This window comes from Streptomyces tagetis, assembly GCF_018069565.1.
GTDB classification, from domain to species: Bacteria; Actinomycetota; Actinomycetes; order Streptomycetales; family Streptomycetaceae; genus Streptomyces; species Streptomyces tagetis.
The window spans coordinates 1,617,827-1,639,955 of the sequence record NZ_JAGPNL010000001.1 but is presented as its reverse complement, the minus strand read 5'-3'; the positions used below and the strand labels follow the sequence as shown (position 1 = coordinate 1,639,955).

Genomic DNA, 22,129 nt, shown 5'->3' with positions numbered 1-22,129 from the left:
CGTCCGGCGGGCGGGTCATGACCGTCCGGGCCGGCGCGGACACCCTGGACCTCGCCGAGGCGCACCGCTTCCCCAACCGGCCCGTGCGCACCCCCGAGGGCCTGCACTGGGACGTCCTCGCCCTGTACGCGGGGGTCCTGGACGGGCTGCGGGCGGCCGGGCCGGTGGACTCGGTGGGCATCGACGGCTGGGCCGTGGACCACGGGCTGCTGGACGCGGACGGCGCCCTGCTCGGCAACCCCGCGCACTACCGCGACAGCCGCACCGAGGGCGTCGCGGAACAGGTGTGGGCCACGGTCCCGGCCCGGGAGCTGTACGCGGCGACCGGCATCCAGTACGCGCCGTTCAACACCCTCTACCAACTGGTCGCCGCCCGCTCGACGGCCCGGTTCCGGCAGGCGCGGCGGCTGCTGCTCATCCCGGACCTGCTGACGTACTGGCTCACCGGGGAGCAGGGCACGGAGCTGACCAACGCCTCCACCACGCAGTTGCTCGACCCGCGCACCGGCGACTGGGCGTACGGCCTCGCGGACCGGCTCGGCATCGACCTCGGCCTCTTCGCACCGCTGCGCCGACCGGGCGATCCGGCGGGGGTGCTGCGCCCCGAGGTGCTGGAGGAGACCGGCCTTCGGGGGCCGGTGCCGGTGACGGCGGTCGCCTCGCACGACACGGCGTCGGCGGTGGCCGCGGTCCCGGCGACGGGCGAGCGGTTCGCGTACCTGTGCACCGGCACCTGGTCGCTGGCGGGGCTGGAGCTGCCGGCGCCGGTGCTGACGGAGGAGAGCCGCGCCGCCAACTTCACCAACGAACTGGGGCTGGACGGCACCGTCCGCCACCTGCGCAACATCGCCGGGCTGTGGCTGCTCCAGGAGTGCCTGCGGGCCTGGGGCGACCCGGACCTCGGCGCCCTGCTCGCGTCGGCGGCCCGGGTGCCGGAGCTGCGGTCGGTGGTGGACGCGGGTGACGCCGCGTTCCTCGCGCCGGGCCGGATGCCGGAGCGGATCGCCGGGGCCTGCCGGGCGTCGGGGCAGCCGGTGCCGCAGACGCCCGCGGAGGTGACGCGGTGCGTCCTGGACTCGCTGGCGCTGGCCCACCGGGCGGCCGTCCTCGACGCGCAGCGGCTGGCCGGCCGCGCGGTCGACGTGGTGCACGTGGTGGGCGGGGGCGCGCGCAACGCGCTGCTGTGCCAGTCCACCGCCGACGCGCTGGGGCTGCCCGTGGTGGCCGGGCCGGCGGAGGCGGCGGCGCTGGGCAACGGGCTGGTGCAGGCCCGCGCCCTCGGACACGTGGGCGACCTCGCCGCCATGCGCGCGCTGCTGCGCCGCACCCGGCGCACGGTCCGCTACGCGCCGCGCGGCACCACGGCGCGGTGGCGGGCCGCGGCGGACCGACTCGCCGGACCGTGAACGGGGTCTCCCGCTCGCCCGCGCACCCCCACTACCCTGCGTTCATCAGTTGATCACACCGAGGAGCCGCGATGCGTGTCGCCCTGTTCCTGACCTGCGTCAACGACACGCTCTATCCCGACACCGGCCGCGCCGTGGTGAGACTGCTGACCAGACTCGGCGTCGAGGTCGACTTCCCGATGGGGCAGACCTGTTGCGGCCAGGCCCACTACAACACCGGGTACCGGCACGAGGCGGAGCCCCTCGCCGTCCGCTTCGCCGAGGTCTTCCGGGGGTACGAGGCGATCGTGACGCCGTCCGGCTCGTGCGGGGCGATGGTGCGGGAGCTGTACCCGCGGCTCGGCGAACGGGCCCGCGCCGAGGGCCGCGGCGACACGCTCGCCGCGACGCTGGCACCGGTGGTGCCGAAGACGTACGAGCTGACGGAGTTCCTGGTGGACGTGGTGGGGGTGACGGACGTGGGGGCGTACTACCCGCACACGGTGACCTACCACCCGACCTGCCACGGGCTGCGCTCCCTCGGTCTGGGCGACCGGCCGCGGCGGCTGCTGGAGGCGGTGCGGGGGCTGGAGCTGGTCGAGTTGCCGGGCGCCGAGGAGTGCTGCGGTTTCGGCGGCACCTTCGCCGTGAAGAACCCGGACGTGTCGGCGGCGATGGGCGCGGACAAGGTGCGCCACGCCGTGTCGACGGGGGCCGAGGTGCTGTGCGCGGCGGACAACTCGTGCCTGATGCACCTCGGCGGGACCATGGCACGGCTGCGGACGGGGCTACGGCCGGTGCACATCGCGGAGATCCTGGCGAGCACGGAAGGCGAGGCGCGCGGATGAGCGGGACCTACCTGGGGATGCCGGCCTTCCCGGAGGCGGCGCGCACGGCGGTGCGCGACGCGACGCTGCGCGGCAACCTGCGCCACGCCACGCACACCATCCGCGCCAAGCGGGCCGCGGCGGTGGCCGAGGTCTCCGACTGGGCGGCGCTGCGCGAGGCCGGCCGGCGGATCAAGGACCACACGCTGCGCCACCTCGACCGCTATCTGGAGCAGGTGGAGGCGTCCGTGACGGCGGCCGGCGGCATCGTGCACTGGGCCGCCGACGCTGACGAGGCGAACCGGATCGTCGCCCGGCTGGTGCGGGAGACCGGCGAGTCGGAGGTGGTCAAGGTCAAGTCCATGGCCACCCAGGAGACCGGTCTCAACGAGGCCCTCGCCGAGGAGGGCATCCGCGCCTACGAGACCGATCTCGCCGAGCTGATCGTGCAGTTGGGCCGGGACCGCCCCTCGCACATCCTGGTGCCGGCGATCCACCGCAACCGGGGCGAGATCCGCGACGTCTTCCGCGCCGAGATGGGCGCGTGGGGGCGGCCCGCCCCCGAGGGGCTCACCGACACGCCCGCGCAGCTCGCCGAGGCGGCCCGGCTGCACCTGCGGGAGAAGTTCCTGCGCGCCAAGGTGGGCGTCTCGGGCGCCAACTTCGTGGTCGCCGAGACCGGCACGCTGGTCGTGGTGGAGTCGGAGGGCAACGGGCGGATGTGCCTGACCCTGCCCGAGACGCTGATCTCCGTGGTCGGCATCGAGAAGGTGGTGCCCACCTGGCGGGACCTGGAGGTCTTCCTCCAGACCCTCCCCCGCTCCTCGACCGCCGAGCGCATGAACCCGTACACGTCGATGTGGACCGGCACCACCGAGGGGGACGGCCCGCGCGTCTTCCACCTGGTGCTGCTGGACAACGGGCGCACCGACACCCTCGCGGACGAGGTGGGCCGCCAGGCGCTGCGCTGCATCCGCTGCTCGGCCTGCCTGAACGTCTGCCCGGTCTACGAGCGGGCGGGCGGGCACGCCTACGGCTCGGTGTACCCGGGCCCGATCGGCGCGATCCTCAGCCCCCAGTTGCGCGGCACGGGCAGCGCGGTCGACGCGTCCCTGCCGTACGCCTCCTCGCTCTGCGGCGCCTGCTACGAGGTGTGCCCGGTCGCCATCGACATCCCCGAGGTGCTGGTGCACCTGCGGGAGCGGGTGGTGCAGGGCGGTCCGGCGGTCCGGGGCGGCAACCGGGTGGTGCTGCGGCCGGCCCGGGGTCACGCGGCGGAGCGGGCGGCGATGCGGGCGGCGCGGTGGGCGTTCGCCCGGCCGGGGGTGCTGCGGACGGGCCAGCGGCTGGCCTCGCGGACCCGCCGCTTCCATCCGCGGACGCTGCCCGGTCCGGGCCGGGCGTGGAGCGCCACCCGGGATCTGCCCCCGGTGCCGGCGGAACCCTTCCGGGACTGGTGGCGGCGGACGGGCGGCGGGGCGGACGAGACGAAGGGAGCCGCGAGGTGAGCGGCAGGGAACGGGTCCTGGGCCGGGTGCGGCGCGCGCTCGCGGACGTACCGCGCGACGAACGCCCCTACGAGGAGGTGATCGCCCGGGACTACCTGCGCGAGCACGGGCAGCGCACCCCCGCGAAAACGGCGGACCTCCTCGCCCGGAACCTGGCCGACTACCGGGCCCTGGTGCACCGCTGCGCGCCCGGCGAGGTGGCGGCCACGATCGCCGGGCTGCTGGCGGCACGCGGCGCGCGGACGGTGCTGGTCCCGGCGGGGCTGGACCCGGCGTGGCTCGCGGAATCCGGCGCGGAGCGGGTCGAGGACCGGGCGGAGAGCACGCCGGGCGAACTGGACCTGGTCGACAGCGTGGTCACCGGGTGCGCCGTGGCGATCGCGGAGACCGGCACGCTCGTCCTGGACGGCTCCGCCGGGCAGGGGCGCCGCCGCGTCACCCTCGTCCCCGACCACCACATCTGTGTGGTGCGGGTGCCGGACCAGGTGGTCGCCTCGGTTCCGCTGGCGCTGCCGCGTCTCGATCCGGCCCGCCCGCTGACCTGGATCTCCGGCCCGTCGGCCACCAGCGACATCGAGCTGAGCCGCGTCGAGGGGGTGCACGGGCCCCGCACGCTGGAGGTGGTCCTGGCCGGGGCGGAGTAGGCGACACGCCCGGTAGCGGCCCCGTCCCGCACAGTGCCGACGCGCGGCACCTCCCGCGCGCCCGGCGTACGGCGCGGCACCGGGCGCGCGGGCCCGGTGCCGCCCTCGTTCCCTAGTCGGCCTTGGCGTACTCCTGGGCCATGCCGCCGGCGAAGTCGTAGACCACGCACTGTTCGTCGCCCACGGTCCAGGCGTCGTGTCCGGGCGGGCAGACGAAGACGTCGCCGGCGCCCACCTCGCTCTCGGCGCCGTCGTCCATGCGGATGCGCATCCGGCCCGCGACGACGTAGCCGTTGTGGTGGATGCGGCAACTGTCGGTGCCCGCGATGGGCGCCACCGACTCCGACCAGCGCCAGCCCGGTTCGAAGGTGGCGACGGCGAAGTCGAGTCCGCCGAGGTGCACGGCCTCGATGTGGCCGCGAGGGAAATCGCGCCGCTCGTCGGGCTTGTCGAGCGTCTTGATCTCCAGCATGACGCTCCTCCTTCCCTGGTTTCCCTCCCCTCCATGGTCCGTCCGCCGGGACCCTGCCGCCAACCCCGGGCGGGATTCGGTCCCGGTGGGCGCCCGCAGGGTCAGCCGCCGGTGCCGCAGAGCCGGGCGAAACGCGCGGCGTCGACGTTGCCGCCGGAGAGGATCAGCCCGATGCGGCGGGGCAGCGGCCCGGCCCGGCCGCTCAGGAGCGCGGCGAGCGGCGTGGCGCCGCTCGGTTCCAGGACGATCTTCAGCCGTTCGAAGGCGAAGCGCATGGCGTCCCGGATCTCGTCGTCGCCGACGAGCACGATCCCGTCGAGCAGCCGCCGGTTGACGGAGAAGGTCAGCTCCCCGGGGGTGTCCACGGCCTGGCCGTCGGCGATGGTGCGGGGCACCGGCACCCGCACCCGGCGGCCCGCCCGCAGGGAGCGCAGGGTGTCGTCCCCCGCCTCCGGTTCGACCCCGGTCACCCGGAGCCCGGGGTGGAGGCCGGTGGCCGCGACGGCGCTCCCGGCGATCAGTCCCCCGCCGCCGACCGGGACGATCAGCGCGTCCAGCGCGCCGACGTCGTCGAGGAGTTCGAGGGCGGCGGTGCCCTGTCCGGCGATGACGTCGGGGTGCTCGTAGGGCGGGATGAGGGTCAGGCCGCGGTCGGCGGCCAGGGCCTCGGCGAGGGCGACCCGGTCGGCGCCGTAGCGGTCGTAGGGGACGATCTCGGCGCCGTAGGCGGCGGTGGCCTCCCGTTTGGAGGGCGGCGCGTCCTCGGGCATGACGATGACGGCGGTGGTGCCGAGTTCCCGGGCGGCGAGGGCGACGGCCTGGGCGTGGTTGCCGGAGGAGTAGGCGGCGATGCCCCGGGCGAGCCGGTCGGGCGGCAGGCGGGAGGCGGCGTGGTAGGCGCCGCGGAACTTGAAGGCGCCCACCCGCTGGAAGTTCTCGCACTTGAGGAAGGTCTCCGCGCCGACGAGGGCGTCCAGGGTGCGGGAGCGCAGGACCGGGGTGCGGTGGGCGACGCCCGCCAGGCGCGCGGCGGCGGCCCGGACGTCGTCGAGGGTGACGGGCAGCGGGTCGGTGGTGGGCACGCGGGTCCTCCAGCTCTGGTCCGTGCGGCGGTCCGGCGGCCCTCCGGCAGGGGTCCGCCTCGTGTCCGGTCGTCGTCGCGCTGCCGTCGAGGCTACGCGGCGCGCGGTCCCGGCACCGTCCCCCGCCTCTCGGCATCGCCCCCGCCTTTCGGCATCGCCCCCGCCTTTCGGCACCGCCCTCGGCTTTCGGCACCGCCCCCGCCTTTCGGCACCGCCCTCGGCTTCCGCCGCCGCGCTCGGGCCCTGTCCGTACCGCCCCCGCGGACCCACGGGAGCGGGTACCCCACCCCCGTACCGCCTCTTGTGCGATCATCTCGGCGCTCGCCCCGCAAGTCCTCCCTCTTCCAGGCGGTTTGTCTGTTTAGCATGCGGAGTCCGCGCAGCACGGGCCGTCGGCGCCACCGCGCGACGGGGGCCCGGCGTGGACGGCGTACCCCGGCTCCCGCGAGGCGAACACCCCGTGCCGGTGTGCGCGGGACGACCGTCCGGGACCACGCCGCCCCCGCGCCGCTCGCCCCGGGACCCGCCCGCCCGTACGAGAGGACACCCGATGGCGCCCAGCGGCCGTCACCGCGCACCGGCCGGCCACGCCTTCTCCCCCCACGACGCCGTGCTCCGGGCCGCCGCCCACCACCTCGGCCGCCGGCGCTTCCTCACGGTGACCGCTGCCGCCGCCGCGCTGGCCTTCGCCACCAACCTGCCGGACCGCGGCGCCTTCGCCGCCCCCGCCCGGGGCGCCGCGCGGATCGCCACCGACCCCTTCACCCTCGGCGTCGCCTCCGGGGACCCGCTGCCCGACTCGGTCCTGCTGTGGACGCGGCTGGCGCCCGAGCCGTTCGCCGTCGACGGCGGGCTGGGCGAGGAGCGGATCACCGTCGACTGGGAGGTGGCGCTCGACGAGCGCTTCGCCACCGTAGTCCGCCGCGGCCGGGCCCTCGCCCACGCCGCGTACCGGCACAGCGTCCACGTCGACGTGCGGGGGCTGGCGCCCGGCACCGTCCACCACTACCGCTTCCGCGCCGGCCCCTGGATCAGCCCCGTGGGCCGCACCCGCACCGCGCCCGCCGCCGGCACCCCCGCGGCGTCCCTGCGGCTCGCGGCCGTCGCCTGCCAGGCGTACCAGGACGGTTACTTCACCGTCCACCGCCACCTCGCCGAGGACGACGTCGACGTCGTCTTCCACCTCGGCGACTACCTGTACGAGTACGCGGTGAACTCGTCCGGCGGGGAGCGCCGCCACCCCTCCGGCACCCTGCCCGGCGTCTTCGACCACGAGACGATGACGCTGGCGGACTACCGGCTGCGCTACTCCCTCTACAAGAGCGACCCGGACCTGCGGGCGGCGCACGCCGCGCACCCCTTCGTCGTCACCTGGGACGACCACGAGACGGAGAACAACTACGCGGGCGCCGTGCCCGAGAACGACGTGCCGCCCGAGGAGTTCCTGCTGCGCCGGGCCGCCGCGTACCGCGCCTGCTGGGAGCACCAGCCGCTGCGCGCGGCGCAGTCGCCGAGGGGGCCCGACGCGCGGATGTACCGCCGGCTGCACTGGGGCACCCTGGCCCAGTTCGACGTCCTGGACACCCGCCAGTACCGCTCCGACCAAGTCTACGACGACCGGCCGCACCCGCCCGGACCGGAGTCCGACGATCCGGCGCGCACCCTCACGGGGGCCGCGCAGGAGCGCTGGCTGCTCGACGGCTGGCACGCCTCGACGGCGCTGTGGAACGTGATGCCGCAGCAGGTCTGCTTCTCCCAGCGCAAGTTCGCCGCCGGGGCGGACGCGGACATGTCGATGGACGCCTGGGACGGCTACCGCGCCTCGCGGGACCGCGTCGTCGCCGGTGCCAAGGCGGCCGGCCTCGACAACTGGCTCGTCCTCACCGGTGACGTGCACGTGGCCTACGCCTTCGACGTCCTGGACGACTTCGACGACCCGGACTCCCGGACGCTGGGCACGGAGATCGCCTGCACCTCGGTGGCCAGCGGCCGGGACGGCCAGGAGAAGCCGGCCACCTGGGACACGTACATGCGGGCCAATCCGCACCTGCGCTTCTACCACGGCAAGCGCGGCTACGCCCGGGTCGAGCTGGGCCGGGCGGCGGCCCGCGTCGACTTCCGCGCCGTCTCCGCCGTCACCACGCCGGGCGCCCCCGTCACCACGGCCGCCTCCTTCGTCACCGAGGCCGGCGCCCCGGGCCTGAAACCGGCCTGAGCCCGCCCGGAACCGGCCCCCGCCTACTGCACCTGCCGCCCGGAGGGTCCCCCATCGCGCGAACGACGCCTTCGTACGGCATCGTCCGGGGCCCTTCCGGCAAGGTCTGTGGCTTCCGGCCGGCACCGCTGCCCCGCCCCCCCCACTCACCCGTCGCCGCCGTGCCGGACGGCGGCCGAAGGAGGCATCCCGCATGGTCGGCAAAGACGCCGTGTACGGCCGCCGCGCCGCCTGGGCCGCGCTGGGCGCGCTGGCCCTGGCCGCACTCCCCCCGACGGCCTCGGCCGCGCCGCCGCCCGCCCCCTCGCCGGCCGCCGCACGGCCCTCCGGCGCCGAAGGGGCGCCCGCGGCGCTGCTGCGGGCGATGGAACGGGACCTGGGGCTCGCGCCCGGCCGGGCGGCGGAGCGGCTGGTCAACGAGGCGGAGGCGGGCACCCGCGCGGGCCTGCTGCGCAACCGCCTCGGCGACCGCTTCGCCGGTGCCTGGGTGAGCGGCGAGACCTCCGCCGAACTGACCGTCGCCACCACGGACGCCGCCGACACGGACGCCATCGAGGCGCAGGGCGCGCGGGCGGCCGTCGTCGCGCGGGGCCTGGGCGAACTCACCGGCGTCAAGGAGCGCCTGGACGCCGCCGCCGCCCGCGTGTCCACCGCCGCCACGCCGGTCTGGTACGTCGACGTGCGCGCCAACCGGGTCGTGGTCCAGGCCACCGGCGAACCTGCCGCGACCGCCTTCGCCGAGGCCGCCGGTGTGGACCGCGCGGACCTCGGCGTACGGATCTCGGCGGACCGGCCCCGGCCGCTGACGGACCTGGTGGGCGGCGACGCTTACCACATCGACGACGGGGCCCGCTGCTCGATCGGCTTCTCCGTCACCCAGGACGGGCAGGAGGGCTTCGCCACCGCCGGTCACTGCGGCACCCCGGGCGCGTCCACCACCGGGTACGACGAGAGCGCGCAGGGCACCTTCCGGCAGTCCGTCTTCCCCGGCCGGGACATGGCGTGGGTGGCGGTCGGCGAGGGCTGGACCGCCACGCCGGACGTCAGGGCGCGGGACGGCGCGGTCACCCAGGTCGCCGGTTCGGTAGAGGCCCTGGCGGGGGCGTCGGTCTGCCGCTCGGGCTCCACCACGGGCTGGCACTGCGGCACCATCCGGCAGCACGACACGAGCGTCGGCTACCCGGAGGGCACCGTCCAGGGCGTCACCGAGACCACGGTGTGCGCGGAGCCCGGCGACTCCGGCGGCCCCTTCCTCGCGGGCGCCCAGGCACAGGGCACCACCTCCGGCGGCTCCGGCGACTGCACGCGGGGCGGGACCACGTTCTACCAGCCGGTCAACGACACGCTCTCCGCGTTCGGGCTGACGCTGCGGACCACGTCCGCCACGACGAAGACGCCCGTGCCGCAGGAGGGCGCGGGGGACGCGTGGGCCGCCGGCCGCGTCTACGCGGCCGGGACCTCGGTGACCCACGGGGGCGTGCGCTACCGGTGCCTCCAGAAGCACCAGGCACAGGACGCCTCCTCGCCCGAGGCCACGCCGTCCCTGTGGCAGCGGGCCTGACGGTCCCTCGCTCCGTTCACGGCCCCGGAGCCGGGGCGTTGACGCCCCCGGTGCCGGGGCCGTGCGGTGTCCGCCCCGGGGTGCTCAGTGGCGGCGCAGACGCCACACGTGGTCCTCGCGGAAGCCCTCGGCGCCCTCGGGAGAGGTACTGGGGCGGCGCACCGTCTCCCGTGTGACGAGGGTCCACACGTCGTCGGGCAGGGCGAGTTCGGCGAGGAGCCCGTCGAGGGTGGGGAAGGCCGCGTCGAAGGGCGGCTCGGTCTGCCAGGAGGGCCAGGCGGCGTGCAGGACGATCAGCAGTGTGCCGCCCTCCGCCACCGCGCGCGCGGCGGAGCGCAGGACACCGCGCTGGTCGAGGGCGACGGGCGACTGGAGGTAGTGGGCGCTCACCAGGTCGAAGACGCCCTCGGGGAAAGTGCGGCCCAGTTCGTGGCGCTCCCAGGCGGTCCGCTCGCCCACCCCGGCCTCGGCGGCGTGGTCGGCGGCGCGTTCGAGGGCCGTGGCGGAGATGTCGACGCCGGTCACCCGCCAGCCCCGCGAGGCCAGCCAGACGGCGTCCGCGCCCTCGCCGCAGCCCAGGTCGAGGGCGGTGCCGGGGGTGAGGTCCGCGGCCTCGCGGACCAGCAGGCCGTTCGGGCGTCCGCTCCAGACACGCCCGGCGTCCCGGTAGCGTGCCTCCCAGAAGTCGGCGGGCTGCGTCGGCGTGTCGGTCATGGGTGCCTCCCCGGGGACGGTGTGCTGCTGCCGGTGGCGCGCGGCGGGCCGGGCGCCTTGTCCGCAGGCTGCACCGGGGGCGGGCCGGGTGACAAACGCCGTTGCCGTTCCGGCAAAAGCGGGCTTCCCGGTCACCTGTGAGCGGGCCGCCCGGTCACCTGTGGGGGCCGGCGGTGGCGCCGCTGTCGTCGTCCTCGCCGCGCGCGAGGCGGGCGCGCTGCGGGAAGGCGAGGTCGACGCCGGCCGCCTCCAGGGCCTCCTTGACCCGGCGGCGCAGCTCCCGGGTGACGCCCCACTGCTGGAGCGGCACGGTCTTGACGGCGACGCGCACCAGGACGCCCTCGGCGTCGAGGGACTGCACGCCCCACACCGCGAGGTCCTCCAGGAGCAGGTCCGCGAAGTCGGGGTCCTCGCGCAGGCCGCGTCCGGCCTCCTCCAGGGCCCGGTAGACGGTGTCGAGGTCGTCGTCGTAGGAGACGGCGACGTCCAGGACGGCGCGGGCCCACTCCTGGCTGTCGTTGCGCACGCGCCGGATCTCGCCGTTGCGGATGTGCCACAGGCCGCCGTTGAGGTCGCGGACGTGGGTGAGGCGCAGACCGACGTGCTCCACCTCGCCGACGGCCTCGCCGAGGTCGACGGAGTCACCGACGCCGTACTGGTCCTCGATCATGATGAGCAGTCCGGACAGGTAGTCGGCGACCAGGCTCTGGGCGCCGAAGCCGATGGCGAGGCCGACGACGCCGGCGCTGGCCAGGAGCGGGCCCAGGGCGATGCCGACCTGGTCGAGGACCATGGCCACGCCGACCATGAAGAGCACGATGGTCACGATGCTGCCGAGTACGGAGCCGATGGTGCGGGCCCGCTGTTCACGGCGCTGCCGGGCGCGGGAGCGGTCGCGGTGGAGCACGGCGGGCCCCCGGCGCGAACGGCCGCGGTCGGGCTCGGTGCCGTTGGGTTCCAGGACGCGCTGCACGATCCGGGTGATGGCCCGTCGGGCGGCGGCCCGTACGACGAACAGGACGGCGACGATGAGCGCGATGCGCAGGGGTATCCCGATCAGTGCGGCGGTGTGGTCGCCCACCCAGCCCGACCAGTCGGCCGCCGTGGTGACCTCGGCGGCCGGGGCGGTGTGTGCGGTTGCGTGCGTCATCGGCTCGCGTGCTCCCTCTCTCGGTGTTCCCGGGGTGGTCGGCGGTCGCGGGCCCGCCGCGGCGCGTCCTGGCACACCGCCGTGGTGTGCCTCCGGACGGCTGCCCGCCGGCGCGGCCGTCACCGCCGTCGGCGACACCTACCCACGGCCGCCCCGAACATGACGGAACCGCACCACGGGCCCGCCCCGGGCTCCCTTCCTGGAGGCCCGGCTCCGCTACGGGACCGGGCCCGCCCGGCACGGCCGGCGCCGTCTGTGCCGGGTCCCGGGCGGCGGCCGGGGACGGCACGCGGTGGCGGAGGCCGGCACGCGGTGGCGGAGGCCGGCCGGGAGGAGCGGCACGCCGCCTGACGGGCGCGGGGCCGGCGGGGCCGCGTAGGGTCCTCACGGTGTGGCCGTACCGGTGCCCCGGGGCCGGTCTCGGGGGGCCACGCCGTGAGCGACGGACCCCGCGCGGGAGGAGAGCGATGACCACCGAGGAGCCCGACGGGGCGGACGCCGCGTTCGTACGGTTCTGGCGGGAGCGCCGGGTGTGCTTCCTGGCCACCCCGCGCGCCGACGGGAGCCCGCACCTGGTGCCGGTGGGCGTGACGTACGACCACGCCGCCCGTACGGCACGGGTCATCACTGGCCGGGACACCGCGAAGGTCCGCAACGTCCTGCGGGCGGTGGAGGCCGGGCGGGCGACGGTCGCCGTGAGCCAGGTGGACGGCCGGCGCTGGTCCACCCTGGAGGGCACGGCGGCGGTCCGGGACGATCCCGAGGCGGTGCGCGACGCGGAGGAGCGGTACGCGGCGCGCTACCGGCAGCCCCGGGAGAACCCGCGGCGGGTCGTCATCGAGATCTCCGTCCGGCGTTTCCTCGGCACGGTGCGCCCCGGCCCGGACGCGCCCGGCGCCGGGTGAACGGGGCGCGTCCTGCGCCGGGTTACGCGCGCGGTGCCGGGTGACGCGCCCGGGGCAGACCGGAGAGGGCCACCCGTCCCCCGGTGACGGGTCGCCCCCCGGTCACCGTCCGGCGGAGTCGCCTCCCGCGTCGGCCGGCGGCGGGGTCTCGCGGCCGAGGCGGCCGGGCCACCAGGCGACGGGGCCGATCTCGCGGGCGAGGGCCGGGACCAGCAGCGAGCGCACCACCAGCGTGTCCAGCAGGACCCCGAAGGCGACGATGAACGCGATCTGCACCAGGAAGGCCAGCGGGATCACCGCGAGGGCGGCGAAGGTGGCGGCGAGCACCACCCCGGCGGAGGTGATCACGCCTCCGGTGACGGTCAGTCCGCGCAGGATGCCCTGCCGGACCCCGTGGTGCAGCGCCTCCTGGCGGACCCGGGACATCAGGAAGATGTTGTAGTCGACGCCGAGCGCCACCAGGAACACGAAGCCGTACAGCGGTACGGAGGCGTCGGTGCCGGTGAAGCCGAGGACGTGCCGGAAGACGAGGGCGGCGACGCCCAGGGTGGCGAGGAAGTTCAGCGCCACCGTCGCCACCAGCACCACGGGCATGAGCAGCGAGCGCAGCAGGGCGATCAGGATGACCAGGATGATGGCGAGGACGACGGGCACGATGACGGTCCGGTCGTGCTCGGCGGTGTGCTGGGTGTCGTACTGCTGGGCGGTGTAGCCGCCGACCAGGGCGTCGGCGCCGGGCACCGCGTGGACGGCGGAGCGCAGCCGGGCCACGGTGGCCTTGGCCGCGTCGCTGTCGGCGGGGTCGCGCAGGGTCGCGTCGATACGGACCCGTCCGTCGACGACACGCGGGGCGCCGCCACCGGGCCTGCCCGTGTCGGACACCGGGTCGGCGGAGGCGACGCCGGGCGTGTCGCGGGCCGCCGCGAGGACCCGGTCGGTCCGGCCGGCGTCCGCGATGATCACGGCGGGGTTGCCGGAGCCGCCGGGGAAGTGCCGGGCCAGAGTGCGCTGGGCGGTGACGGACGGGACGTCCTTGACGAAGATCTCGTCGAGCGGGACGCCCCGGGAGGTGAACGTGGGCGAGAAGGCGGCGCAGGCGAGGAGCGCGATCAGGCAGACGGACCAGACACGGCGCGGCGAGCGGTCCACGGCCGCCGCGACGCGGTGCCACACGGGGTGCCCGGCCGGGGTGTCGTCTGCGCCGGCCGGGTCCCCGGCACCTCCGCCGGGGGCGGGGGCGGGCGCGGACGGCCAGTAGGCGGCGCGGCCGAGCAGGACCAGCACGGCGGGCAGGAAGGTGAGGGTGCTCAGCACGGCGCAGACGATGCCGATGGCGCCGACGGGGCCGAGGGCCCGGTTGTTGGTCAGGTCGCTGAGCAGCAGCGCGAGCAGGCCGAGGGCGACGGTCGCGGCGCTGGCGACCACGGTGGACCAGGAGGAGCGCAGGGCGGCGCGGGCGGCGGGGAACCGGTCCTCGTGCCGGACGAGTTCCTCGCGGTAGCGGGCGGTCAGGAGCAGGGCGTAGTCGGTGGCGGCGCCGATGACCAGGATGGACAGGATGCCCTGGACCTGGCCGTCGACGCGGACCACGCCGTGGTCGGCGAGGACGTAGACGATCGCGCAGGCGAGGCCGAGGGCGAAGACGGCGCCGAGGATGATGACCAGCGGCAGCAGGACGCTGCGGTAGACGAGCAGCAGGATCACCAGGACGGTGACGAGGGCGACCCCGAGCAGGAGTCCGTCGATGCCGGAGAAGGCGTGCGAGAGGTCGGCCTGGGTGGCGGCGGGGCCGGCCAGGTGCGCCGTGGTCCCGGGGACCGTCTCCGCGGCGTCGCGGATGCGGTCCAGCGTGCCGGGGAGGCGGTCGCCGAGGTCGGGTTCGACCTGGACGACGGCCTGGAGCGCCCTGCCGTCCTTCGAGGGCAGGGCCGGGGAGGCGGGGCCGACGGTCCCCGCCGTACCGCGGAGGTCCGCGACCGCCTCGGTGGCCGCCGCGCGCCGGTCGACGACGGCGCCGCCGTCGTCGGCGGTCCACACGACGATGACCGGCAGCGTCTCCTGCGGCTGGAACGCCTTCTGCGCGTCGATGACCCGCGTGGACTCGGCGCCGCGGGGCAGGAAGGACGCCTGGTCGTTGGTGGCGACCTCGCCCAGCTTCCCGGCGTAGGGGCCGAGGGTCCCGCCGATGCCGAGCCAGACCAGGAGCAGGAGGACGGGGACGAGCCAGCGGGCCCGCCGGGTGGTGGTGGTCATCGGGGCGAGGTTCTCCGGGGATCGGGGGTGCGGTCCGGCAGGGCCGCGGTGTCCTGGGGTCGGGGTGGGGGGTGGTCGGTCCTGCCGTTCGAAAGTGAACCGGCCGGGCGGGGCCGCGCCGAAGGCGACGCGCCGGACAGCCGCTCGATCATAAACAATCTCGATGATCGAGTTACATCACAGCCGAGGAACAATCGGACGCGAGCCCGGCGCGGGGAGCGGCAGGCGGGTGCCCGCGAGCCCGGCGCGGCGGGGCAGGGGTCCGCGGTCCGCGGTCCGCGGTCCGCGCTCCGGTGCGGGGCTCAGCGGTCGGTGGGGCGCGCGGCGCGCAGTTCCTCGTTGACCGCCGTCAGGAAGCGCGCCACGGTGGCGAGTTCGTCCGCGTCGAAGCGGTCCCGGGCGGCTGCCGCCGCCTCGGCCAGCGGCCGGAAGTACAGCCGGGCCGACTCCCGGGCGTCCGGCGCGTAGTGCAGGTGGACCACGCGCCGGTCGGCGCTCTCGCGTACCCGGCGCACGTGCCCGGCGCGTTCCAGCCGGTCCACGCAGGCCGTGACCGCGCCGGAGGTCAGCCCCAGGTGCTCGCCCAGCCGTTTGGGTGTCATGGGCCCCTGGGAGTCCAGGATCGCGGCGAGCGCCTGGACATCGGTGGCGTGCAGCCCGTGGGCGTTGGCGAAGCCCTGGACGAGTCGGTTGATCTCCCCGTTCATCCGTCTGAGCTGGGCGGCGACGGTCTGGAGGTCGTCGGTCCGGGGTGCGGCCGGGGTCTGCCGCTCGTGCTGCGCGCGCGGTCCGCGCTGGTTCGCTGTCGCCACGCGGTCAGCGTATAGAAGGGTCACGTTCGGGCATGCCGCGTCCACCGCGGGCAACCCCGGGGGAAGGGATGACCGGACACGGGTCCGGCGCGAGGCGGGAGACGAGGGCACCATGAGCGAAGCACACGGCACGGCGCCGGAGGACGGCGGAGCGGGGCTGCGCTGCCTGGTCACCGGGGCCACCGGGTACATCGGGGGCCGGCTGGTGCCGGAACTCCTCGCCGCCGGCCACCGGGTGCGGTGCCTGGCGCGGTCGCCGGAGAAGCTGCGCGACCACCCCTGGGCGGGCGAGGTGGAGACGGTCCGGGCGGACGTGACGGACGCCGGTTCGCTGGACGTCGCGCTGGAGGGCGTGGACGTCGCCTACTACCTGGTGCACGCGCTGGGCAGCGGCAAGGACTTCGAGGAGACGGACCGGCGCGCGGCGCGCACCTTCGCCGAGCGGGCCCGCGCGGCCGGGGTCCGGCGGATCGTCTACCTCGGCGGTCTCACCCCGCCGGGCGTGCCGGAACGGCGGCTCTCGCCGCACCTGCGCTCCCGCGCGGAGGTCGGGCGGGTCTTCCTGGACTCCGGGGTGCCCACGACGGTCCTGCGGGCCGCGGTGATCATCGGTTCCGGTTCGGCCTCCTTCGAGATGCTGCGCTACCTCACCGAACGGCTGCCGGTGATGGTCACGCCGAGCTGGGTCCACACCCGTATCCAGCCGGTCGCCGTGCGGGACGTGCTGCGCGCGCTCGTCGGCAGCGCGCGGATGCCGAACCATGTGAACCGTGCTTTCGACGTCGGCGGTCCCGACGTCCTCACATACCGGGACATGATGCTGGGGTACGCCGAGGTTGCCGAGCTGCCGCGGCGGCTGATCCTCCCGCTGCCGGTGCTGACGCCGGGCCTGTCGAGCCACTGGGTGGGGCTGATCACCCCGGTCCCCGCCTCCATCGCGCGCCCGCTCACCGAGTCGCTGCGGTACGAGGTGGTCTGCCGGGAGCACGACATCGACCGGTACGTGCCCGCGCCGCCCGGCGGCGCGCTCGGCTTCGACGAGGCGGTCCGGCTGGCCCTGCGCCGGGTGCGCGAGGCGCAGGTCAGCACGCGCTGGTCGTCGGCGTCCGTGCCGGGTGCCCCGAGCGATCCGCTGCCCACCGACCCGGACTGGGCGGGCGGCAGCCTCTACACCGACCGCCGGTCGCTGGAGGTGGACGCCTCGCGGGAGGCGCTGTGGCAGGTCATCGAGGGGATCGGCGGTGACAACGGCTGGTATTCGTTCCCGCTCGCCTGGGCGGTGCGCGGCCGACTGGACCGGCTGGTGGGCGGGGTCGGGCTGCGCCGGGGGCGCCGGGACGCGGCCCGGCTGCGGGCGGGTGACTCGCTGGACTTCTGGCGGGTCGAGGAGGTGCGGCCGGGCCGGCTGCTGCGGCTGCGCGCCGAGATGCGGCTGCCGGGGCTGGCCTGGCTGGAGATGTACGCCGAGACGGACGAGGCCGGGCGGACCCGTTACCGGCAGCGGGCCCTCTTCCACCCGCACGGGCTGGCGGGCCACGCCTACTGGTGGAGCGTGTGGCCCTTCCACTCCGTGGTCTTCGGCGGCATGGCCCGCAACATCGCCCGCGCCGCTGCCCGCCGCCCCGCCCAGGCTCCGGTGACGGCGGCGAGCGACGGGGGCGCCTGAGGACCCGTCCGCCGCGCCGGATCACGGGCCCGCCGTCCGCCACCGGGCGCCCGTTCCCGCGCCGAGGGGGCGAACTATCCTGAGCGGCGCCGGTCCCGGCACCGCCGGTCCGGCCGCGCCTGCCCTGCCGCCGCCTAGGGAGAAGCCTGTTGACCACCAGCACATCGACGCCGGACAGCTACTACGAGCGCATCGACGAGCACCGCTACAAGCCCACCGCGCACGCCGGGGGCGCGTGGAGCACGGACGAGCAGCATTTCAGTCCGCTCGGCGGGCTGATCGTCCACGCCCTGGACCGGCATCTGGCCGGGCGGCCCGGCGCGGAGATGGCCCTCGGCCGGATGAGCTTCGACATCCTGGGCCGGCTCGCGCTCGACGAGTGCGAGACGCGGGTGGAGGTCCTCCGCCCCGGCCGCACCATCGAGCTGGTCGAGGTCACGGTGGTGATCGGCGGCCGTGCGGTGGTCCGGGCGCGGGCGTGGCTGCTGGCCACCCTCGACACGAGCGCCGTGGCCGGCGGCGGCGCCGGCCGGCTCACCGATCCCGCCTCCCTCGCGCCGTGGGACATGGCGTCCCGGTGGCCCGGCGGTTACATCGCCTCCCTGGACGTCCGGCCGCTCGCCCCGCCGCTGCCGGGGCGCACCACCGCGTGGATCTCCACGGGGCTCGATCTGGTCGCCGGGGAGGCGGCGAGCCCGCGGGCGTCCTTCGTCACGCTCGTCGACACCGCGAACGGCATCGCGGTGCGGGAGTCGCCGACGGAGTGGATGTTCCCCAACGTCGACCTGACGCTCCACTTCCACCGCGCGCCTCGGGGTGACTGGACCGGCCTGGACACCACCGTGGTCTTCGGCCCCACCGGCCAGGGCATCACCAGTACCGTCCTGCACGACGTCGACGGCCCGGTCGGGCACGCGCAGCAACTCCTCACCGTCCGCCCGCAGCCCTGACCGGAGCCGGGTACGTCACCGGGCGTTCCCGGAATTCCCCGGCGCATTCCGACACCGTTCGCGGGTACGGCAATTCAGCGAAATGGGCGGGCGCCGCGCCGGAACGATTCCGGGCGCTTCCCGGGCGGCATACGGAACAGAGCGGGCCCACCGGACGATCGCCGGTGAGCCCGCTCCGTTCCCCGTGCGCTCACGCCGCACTCACCAGCGGTACCAGCGCCCCCGGCGACCGCCGCCGCCCGCCGGGCGGACGAGGAAGCCCAGCAGCCACACCACCAGGACGATGACGGCGATCCACCACAGCGCCTTGAGCGCGAATCCCGCACCGAAAAGAATCAGGGCCAGCAGAAGAACGAGAAGCAAGGGAACCATTGTTTATCCACCTCCGCTCCTTCTGGTGCCCCCACTTCTCCTCCATACGCCGGGCAATCACGGGAAAAGAATCAGACGCCCCTTCACCTCACCACTTTCCAGCCGCCGGTGAGCGCCCACCGCCATCGACAACGACACCCGGCCGGCGCCGCGCGGGCAAGGGCGAGGGGAAGCACAGGCCGCGGGTGCTTGCCCTATGCGACTGGAGGTATATGCCGTTGATCGCGGCGCCCCGTGAGCCGTACTCTCCCCACCTGAGCAGCAAGTTCCGAGGGACGAGGAGACGTGAGGCCGTGGAGTACGACCAGGAGTACGTCGACGCGCGGCTGGCCGGTGATCTCGGGCAGGCGGTCTACGACCGTCGGGTCGAACTGGGCCTGTCCCAGGCCGAGCTGGCCGAGCGGGCCGGGATGACGCAGCCCCAGGTGTCCCGTATGGAGGGCGGCGACACCGTGCCGACGCTCCCGCTGCTGCGACGCCTGGCCAAGGCCCTGGACGGCACCCTGAACCTGGCCATCGACGAGGGCGACTCCCGCGTCACCTTCACCCCGCACGCCGCCTGACCAGCGCGTACCCGTCGCCCCCGCAGCCGGCGGCGCGGGCGGCGCCGCGCCCGGTGGGGGGCCGGGGCGGCGCCGTGCTCGCACGGGTCAGACGGCGGTGCGGGGCGCGGGGGCGCGCTCCGCCTCGTCCAGCCACTTGATCAGCGCGGTCCGGGCGCGGGCCACCCGGGAACGGACCGTGCCGATGGGACAGTCGCTGACGGCCGCCGCCTCCGCGTAGGGCAGCCCCAGCAACTGGGTGAGGACGAACGCCTCCCGGCGGTCGGCGGGCAGCGTGTCCAGCAGTTCGCCGAGGGCGATGCCGTCGTCGAAGCCGGGCAGTCCGCGCGGCTGGACGCGTTCGGCGGCACCCTCCCAGTCGTCCGTGTCCGCGAGGCGGGGACGGCAGGAGGTGTGCCGGATGCTGTCGATGACGGCGCGTCGGGCGATGGAGAGCAGCCAGGTCCGGGCCGAGGAGCGGCCCTCGAACCGGTGCAGGCTCCCCAGGGCCCGCAGGAACGTGTCCTGCGCCAGATCGTCGGCGCTCTGCGGGTCGGCGCCGAGGAACGTGACGTAGTGGCGTACGTCGCGGTGGAGGGCGCGGACGAACCGTTCGGTGGCCTCGGTGTCTCCGCCGCGGGCGGCGAGGGCCCAGGCGGTGATCGACTCCTCTCGGGTGGGGGTACGGGCGGGCGGCAGGGCGGCTGTGGTCACCAGCGTGTCCTTCCGGGGTTCCGGGCACCGGTCCGCCACCGGACGCGTGCGCGCGTACGACGCCGCGGCGGCGCGGGTGGGGCGGTGCCGGTGAGACAGGGGGCGGCCGGGCACGGTCGTGCGCGGCCGGTGCCCGAGGCGGCGGGCGCGACACGGGGTCGGCTCCGGGCGGCCTCGGGGAGCCGGCTGTCGTCAGGCGACAGCGACCACGGCGGGCGGCCCCCGGGAGGTGATGGCGTGGGCGAGCAGCAGGCGGCGCGGACAGCGGACGTCGCCGGTCCGGCGCGCGTGCGGATCGGCGGGCGGTGGCGGCAGCGCCGGGCGCAGCAGGGGGCGCAGGGGCGCGACGAACCAGCCGGCCAGGGCCCGTACGATCCGGAACGCGGCGCGTTCGCCGTGGGCGAGCCACAGCCCGCACAGCAGCGCGGCGAGCAGGTGGGCGGCGAGCATCCCGGCCGGGGAGAGTCCGCCCATGGTGTGCTGCGCGGCGGCGGCCGGGTCCGCCGCGCCGCCCGCCCCGGACAGGGCGGAGGAGACGCCGTGGTGCGCGTGGTGGTCCATGGGCGCCGCGGACGCCGCCATCCCGTCGTGGGCGGCGCACAGGAGGTGGTCCCGCCACCGTCCGGCGAGCGCGCCGGGGTCGGACGGGCCCGGGGAGGCGAGCGCCTGGGCGAGGGAGAAGGCGGTGTGCAGCGCCGTCTGCGCGGCCACCGTGACCGAGCCGACCAGCAGCCGTCCCCGCTCACGGCCGGCGAGCCGCCAGGCCGCGCCGCCGGTCGCCGCGGTCCCGGCGGTCAGCGCCCACCAGGGCACGGGCGTCCCCGACATGAGGACGTGGCCCAGGGCGGCGAGCAGCACGCACACGGCCGCGAAGACCGCGGCCCGCACCGTGCGTGAAGCCCACCCTGCGGTCATGGCGCCCTCATCCTCGCATCCGGGTCTCACGCGTCACCGGAGGGTACGGGGCTCCTCCCGGCCTCCGACTCAATGCGGTCGGCATGATGCACGTCACAGGCGGCCACGGGAACCCCGCGGGCCACGCGACCGACAATTGTTCCTGGCCCGGTGGCACGTCCGGGCGCGGTTCGAGGGAGGGGTGCCGGTGACGCGGGAGACGGACGAGGCCCACGGGGCGCGGGCCGGTGCGGGGCTGACGGCCCTTCTGACCTGTGCGATGGCCTTCTCGATGCTCCAGTTGTTCCTGCTCGGCGCGCTCGGGCCCCGGCTCGTGGACGACCTCGGCCTCTCGGTGACGACGCTCGGGCTGACCACGACGGCCGGTTTCGGCGCGGCGGCGCTGCTGTCGCCGCTCGGTGGGCGGGTGGTGGACCGGTTCGGGCCGCGTACGTGCCTGGTCGGGCTGCTCCTCGCCTCGGCCGCGGCGCTGACGCTGATCGGGGCCGCGCCGGGGGCCGGGGTGCTGCTGGCGGCGGTGGCGCTGGGCGGGCTGCCGCAGGCGCTGGCCAACCCGGCGACCAACAAGGCGATCCTGGCCGTCGTCCCGGTGGCGCGGCGCGGCGCGGTGACCGGGACGAAGCAGTCGGGCGTGCAGCTCGGCGCGTTCGCCGCGGGGCTGCCGCTCGCGGCGCTGGCCTCGGCGGCCGGGTGGCGGCCCGCGGTGTGGACGGCCGCCGCCGCGGCGGTGGCGGCGGCGCTGTGGGCGGCCCTGACGCTGCCCGCCGATCCCCCGCCGAAGGCGTCGGCGGCGTCGTGGGTGCCGCGCGGCATGATCGCCTGGCTGGCGGGCTTCTCGCTGCTGCTGGGCTGCGGTATCGCCTCCGTCAACACGTATCTGGCGCTGTACGGGGCGCGGGAGCTGGGCCTCGGTGCCACGGCGGCGGGGGCCTTGGTGGCGGTGCTGGGCGTGGCGGGGATCGCCGGGCGGATCGGCTGGTCCCGGCTGGCCGACCGGCCGGAACGGGCCGCGCGGCTGCCGGGGCTGTTGGCGGCGGGCGCGGTGGGGGCGGCGCTGCTGCTGGCCGCGTCGGCGGCGGTGCCCGCCCTGGCCTGGGTGGCGGCGGTGGCCGTCGGGGTCTTCGCGGTGTCGGCGAACGCGGTGTCGATGGTGCTGGTGTTGCAGCGTGCGGTACCGGGGCGGGCCGGTCAGGACTCGGCGCTGGTGTCGGCGGGCTTCTTCGCCGGGTTCGCCCTCGGCCCGCCCCTGTTCGGCCTCGCGGCCTCGGCCGGCCGGTACGGGACGGGCTGGCTGCTGGTGGCCGCCGAGTTCGCGGCGGCGGGCGCGGTGGCGGTGGCGTGGTCGGTACGGGACCGCCGGGCGGCGGCCCACCGGTGACCGGGACGCCTGGACACCGGGAGGACGGGGACGCGTCCGGACGGCCGGGACCGGCACCGGCACC

The 22,129-nt window shown here is 76.0% G+C and carries 20 protein-coding genes; 11 read left to right on the top strand and 9 right to left on the bottom strand.

Features of this window, described 5'->3' with window-relative positions; translation table 11 throughout:
- The first annotated feature begins 17 nt into the window (after nt 1-17).
- The 4 genes from J5Y05_RS06930 (at nt 18) to J5Y05_RS06915 (ending at nt 4,364) form a co-directional block, all read left to right on the top strand.
- Nucleotides 18-1,406 carry a rhamnulokinase gene (locus J5Y05_RS06930; protein ID WP_210869789.1) on the top strand — a complete coding sequence of 463 codons (1,389 nt, stop codon included), beginning with the start codon at nt 18-20 and terminating at the stop codon, nt 1,404-1,406.
- Nucleotides 1,407-1,477: 71 nt separating this feature from the next.
- A complete protein-coding gene (locus tag J5Y05_RS06925) occupies nt 1,478-2,233 on the top strand; it encodes a (Fe-S)-binding protein (RefSeq protein WP_210869100.1) in 756 nt (251 codons plus the stop codon).
- Nucleotides 2,230-3,720, top strand: a complete 1,491-nt coding sequence (locus tag J5Y05_RS06920; protein ID WP_210869099.1) for a lactate utilization protein B — start codon at nt 2,230-2,232, stop codon at nt 3,718-3,720. Before J5Y05_RS06925 ends, J5Y05_RS06920 begins: the two co-directional genes overlap by 4 nt.
- On the top strand, nt 3,717-4,364 hold the full coding sequence (locus J5Y05_RS06915; protein WP_210869097.1) for a LutC/YkgG family protein: 648 nt from the start codon (nt 3,717-3,719) through the stop codon (nt 4,362-4,364). Before J5Y05_RS06920 ends, J5Y05_RS06915 begins: the two co-directional genes overlap by 4 nt.
- 112 nt (nt 4,365-4,476) lie before the next feature.
- On the opposite strand, the gene J5Y05_RS06910 is transcribed toward J5Y05_RS06915, so the two are convergent.
- Nucleotides 4,477-4,836, bottom strand: a complete 360-nt coding sequence (locus J5Y05_RS06910) for a cupin domain-containing protein (RefSeq protein ID WP_030418970.1) — start codon at nt 4,834-4,836, stop codon at nt 4,477-4,479.
- A gap of 101 nt (nt 4,837-4,937) precedes the next feature.
- On the bottom strand, nt 4,938-5,918 hold the full coding sequence (locus J5Y05_RS06905) for a pyridoxal-phosphate dependent enzyme (RefSeq protein ID WP_210869094.1): 981 nt from the start codon (nt 5,916-5,918) through the stop codon (nt 4,938-4,940).
- Between the two features lie 550 nt (nt 5,919-6,468).
- On the opposite strand from J5Y05_RS06905, the gene J5Y05_RS06900 reads away from it, so the two are divergent.
- Both J5Y05_RS06900 and J5Y05_RS06895 read left to right on the top strand, forming a co-directional pair.
- Nucleotides 6,469-8,133: an alkaline phosphatase D family protein gene (locus tag J5Y05_RS06900; protein WP_210869092.1), complete on the top strand. Its 1,665-nt coding sequence runs from the start codon at nt 6,469-6,471 to the stop codon at nt 8,131-8,133.
- Between the two features lie 193 nt (nt 8,134-8,326).
- Nucleotides 8,327-9,694, top strand: a complete 1,368-nt coding sequence (locus J5Y05_RS06895) for an alpha-lytic protease prodomain-containing protein (protein WP_210869090.1) — start codon at nt 8,327-8,329, stop codon at nt 9,692-9,694.
- Nucleotides 9,695-9,778: 84 nt separating this feature from the next.
- Here J5Y05_RS06895 and J5Y05_RS06890 read toward each other — a convergent pair whose 3' ends face one another.
- Together J5Y05_RS06890 and J5Y05_RS06885 are read right to left on the bottom strand one after the other, a co-directional pair.
- Entirely contained in the window at nt 9,779-10,408 is a 630-nt protein-coding gene (locus J5Y05_RS06890) for a class I SAM-dependent methyltransferase (RefSeq protein WP_210869088.1), read from the bottom strand.
- A 154-nt stretch (nt 10,409-10,562) separates the two neighbouring features.
- Nucleotides 10,563-11,558 carry a mechanosensitive ion channel family protein gene (locus J5Y05_RS06885; RefSeq protein ID WP_210869086.1) on the bottom strand — a complete coding sequence of 332 codons (996 nt, stop codon included), beginning with the start codon at nt 11,556-11,558 and terminating at the stop codon, nt 10,563-10,565.
- A 467-nt stretch (nt 11,559-12,025) separates the two neighbouring features.
- On the opposite strand from J5Y05_RS06885, the gene J5Y05_RS06880 reads away from it, so the two are divergent.
- A complete protein-coding gene (locus tag J5Y05_RS06880; protein WP_210869084.1) occupies nt 12,026-12,463 on the top strand; it encodes a pyridoxamine 5'-phosphate oxidase family protein in 438 nt (145 codons plus the stop codon).
- A 102-nt stretch (nt 12,464-12,565) separates the two neighbouring features.
- Here the strand turns inward: J5Y05_RS06880 and J5Y05_RS06875 are convergent, their stop codons facing one another.
- Nucleotides 12,566-14,716 (bottom strand): MMPL family transporter, encoded by a 2,151-nt coding sequence (locus J5Y05_RS06875; RefSeq protein WP_210869081.1) that lies wholly within the window; start codon nt 14,714-14,716, stop codon nt 12,566-12,568.
- A 302-nt stretch (nt 14,717-15,018) separates the two neighbouring features.
- Nucleotides 15,019-15,528, bottom strand: coding sequence for a MarR family winged helix-turn-helix transcriptional regulator (locus J5Y05_RS06870; RefSeq protein WP_307853743.1), 510 nt, complete (start codon nt 15,526-15,528; stop codon nt 15,019-15,021).
- 112 nt (nt 15,529-15,640) lie between these two features.
- On the opposite strand from J5Y05_RS06870, the gene J5Y05_RS06865 reads away from it, so the two are divergent.
- Nucleotides 15,641-17,194, top strand: a complete 1,554-nt coding sequence (locus J5Y05_RS06865) for an SDR family oxidoreductase (RefSeq protein WP_210869079.1) — start codon at nt 15,641-15,643, stop codon at nt 17,192-17,194.
- 149 nt (nt 17,195-17,343) lie between these two features.
- A complete protein-coding gene (locus tag J5Y05_RS06860; protein WP_210869077.1) occupies nt 17,344-18,144 on the top strand; it encodes a thioesterase family protein in 801 nt (266 codons plus the stop codon).
- A gap of 201 nt (nt 18,145-18,345) precedes the next feature.
- Here the strand turns inward: J5Y05_RS06860 and J5Y05_RS06855 are convergent, their stop codons facing one another.
- The gene (locus tag J5Y05_RS06855; protein ID WP_210869076.1) at nt 18,346-18,516 is read right to left on the bottom strand and encodes a DUF5670 family protein; all 171 of its coding nucleotides are present in this window, start codon (nt 18,514-18,516) and stop codon (nt 18,346-18,348) included.
- 212 nt (nt 18,517-18,728) lie between these two features.
- Between J5Y05_RS06855 and J5Y05_RS06850 the strand changes: the two genes are divergently transcribed.
- Entirely contained in the window at nt 18,729-19,079 is a 351-nt protein-coding gene (locus J5Y05_RS06850; RefSeq protein WP_247614063.1) for a helix-turn-helix domain-containing protein, read from the top strand.
- An 87-nt stretch (nt 19,080-19,166) separates the two neighbouring features.
- On the opposite strand, the gene J5Y05_RS06845 is transcribed toward J5Y05_RS06850, so the two are convergent.
- Both J5Y05_RS06845 and J5Y05_RS06840 read right to left on the bottom strand, forming a co-directional pair.
- The gene (locus tag J5Y05_RS06845) at nt 19,167-19,775 is read right to left on the bottom strand and encodes a sigma-70 family RNA polymerase sigma factor (protein WP_210869783.1); all 609 of its coding nucleotides are present in this window, start codon (nt 19,773-19,775) and stop codon (nt 19,167-19,169) included.
- Between the two features lie 189 nt (nt 19,776-19,964).
- A complete protein-coding gene (locus J5Y05_RS06840) occupies nt 19,965-20,687 on the bottom strand; it encodes a hypothetical protein (RefSeq protein WP_210869074.1) in 723 nt (240 codons plus the stop codon).
- Nucleotides 20,688-20,874: 187 nt separating this feature from the next.
- Between J5Y05_RS06840 and J5Y05_RS06835 the strand changes: the two genes are divergently transcribed.
- Nucleotides 20,875-22,065, top strand: coding sequence for an MFS transporter (locus tag J5Y05_RS06835; RefSeq protein ID WP_307853740.1), 1,191 nt, complete (start codon nt 20,875-20,877; stop codon nt 22,063-22,065).
- Nucleotides 22,066-22,129 lie beyond the last annotated feature (64 nt).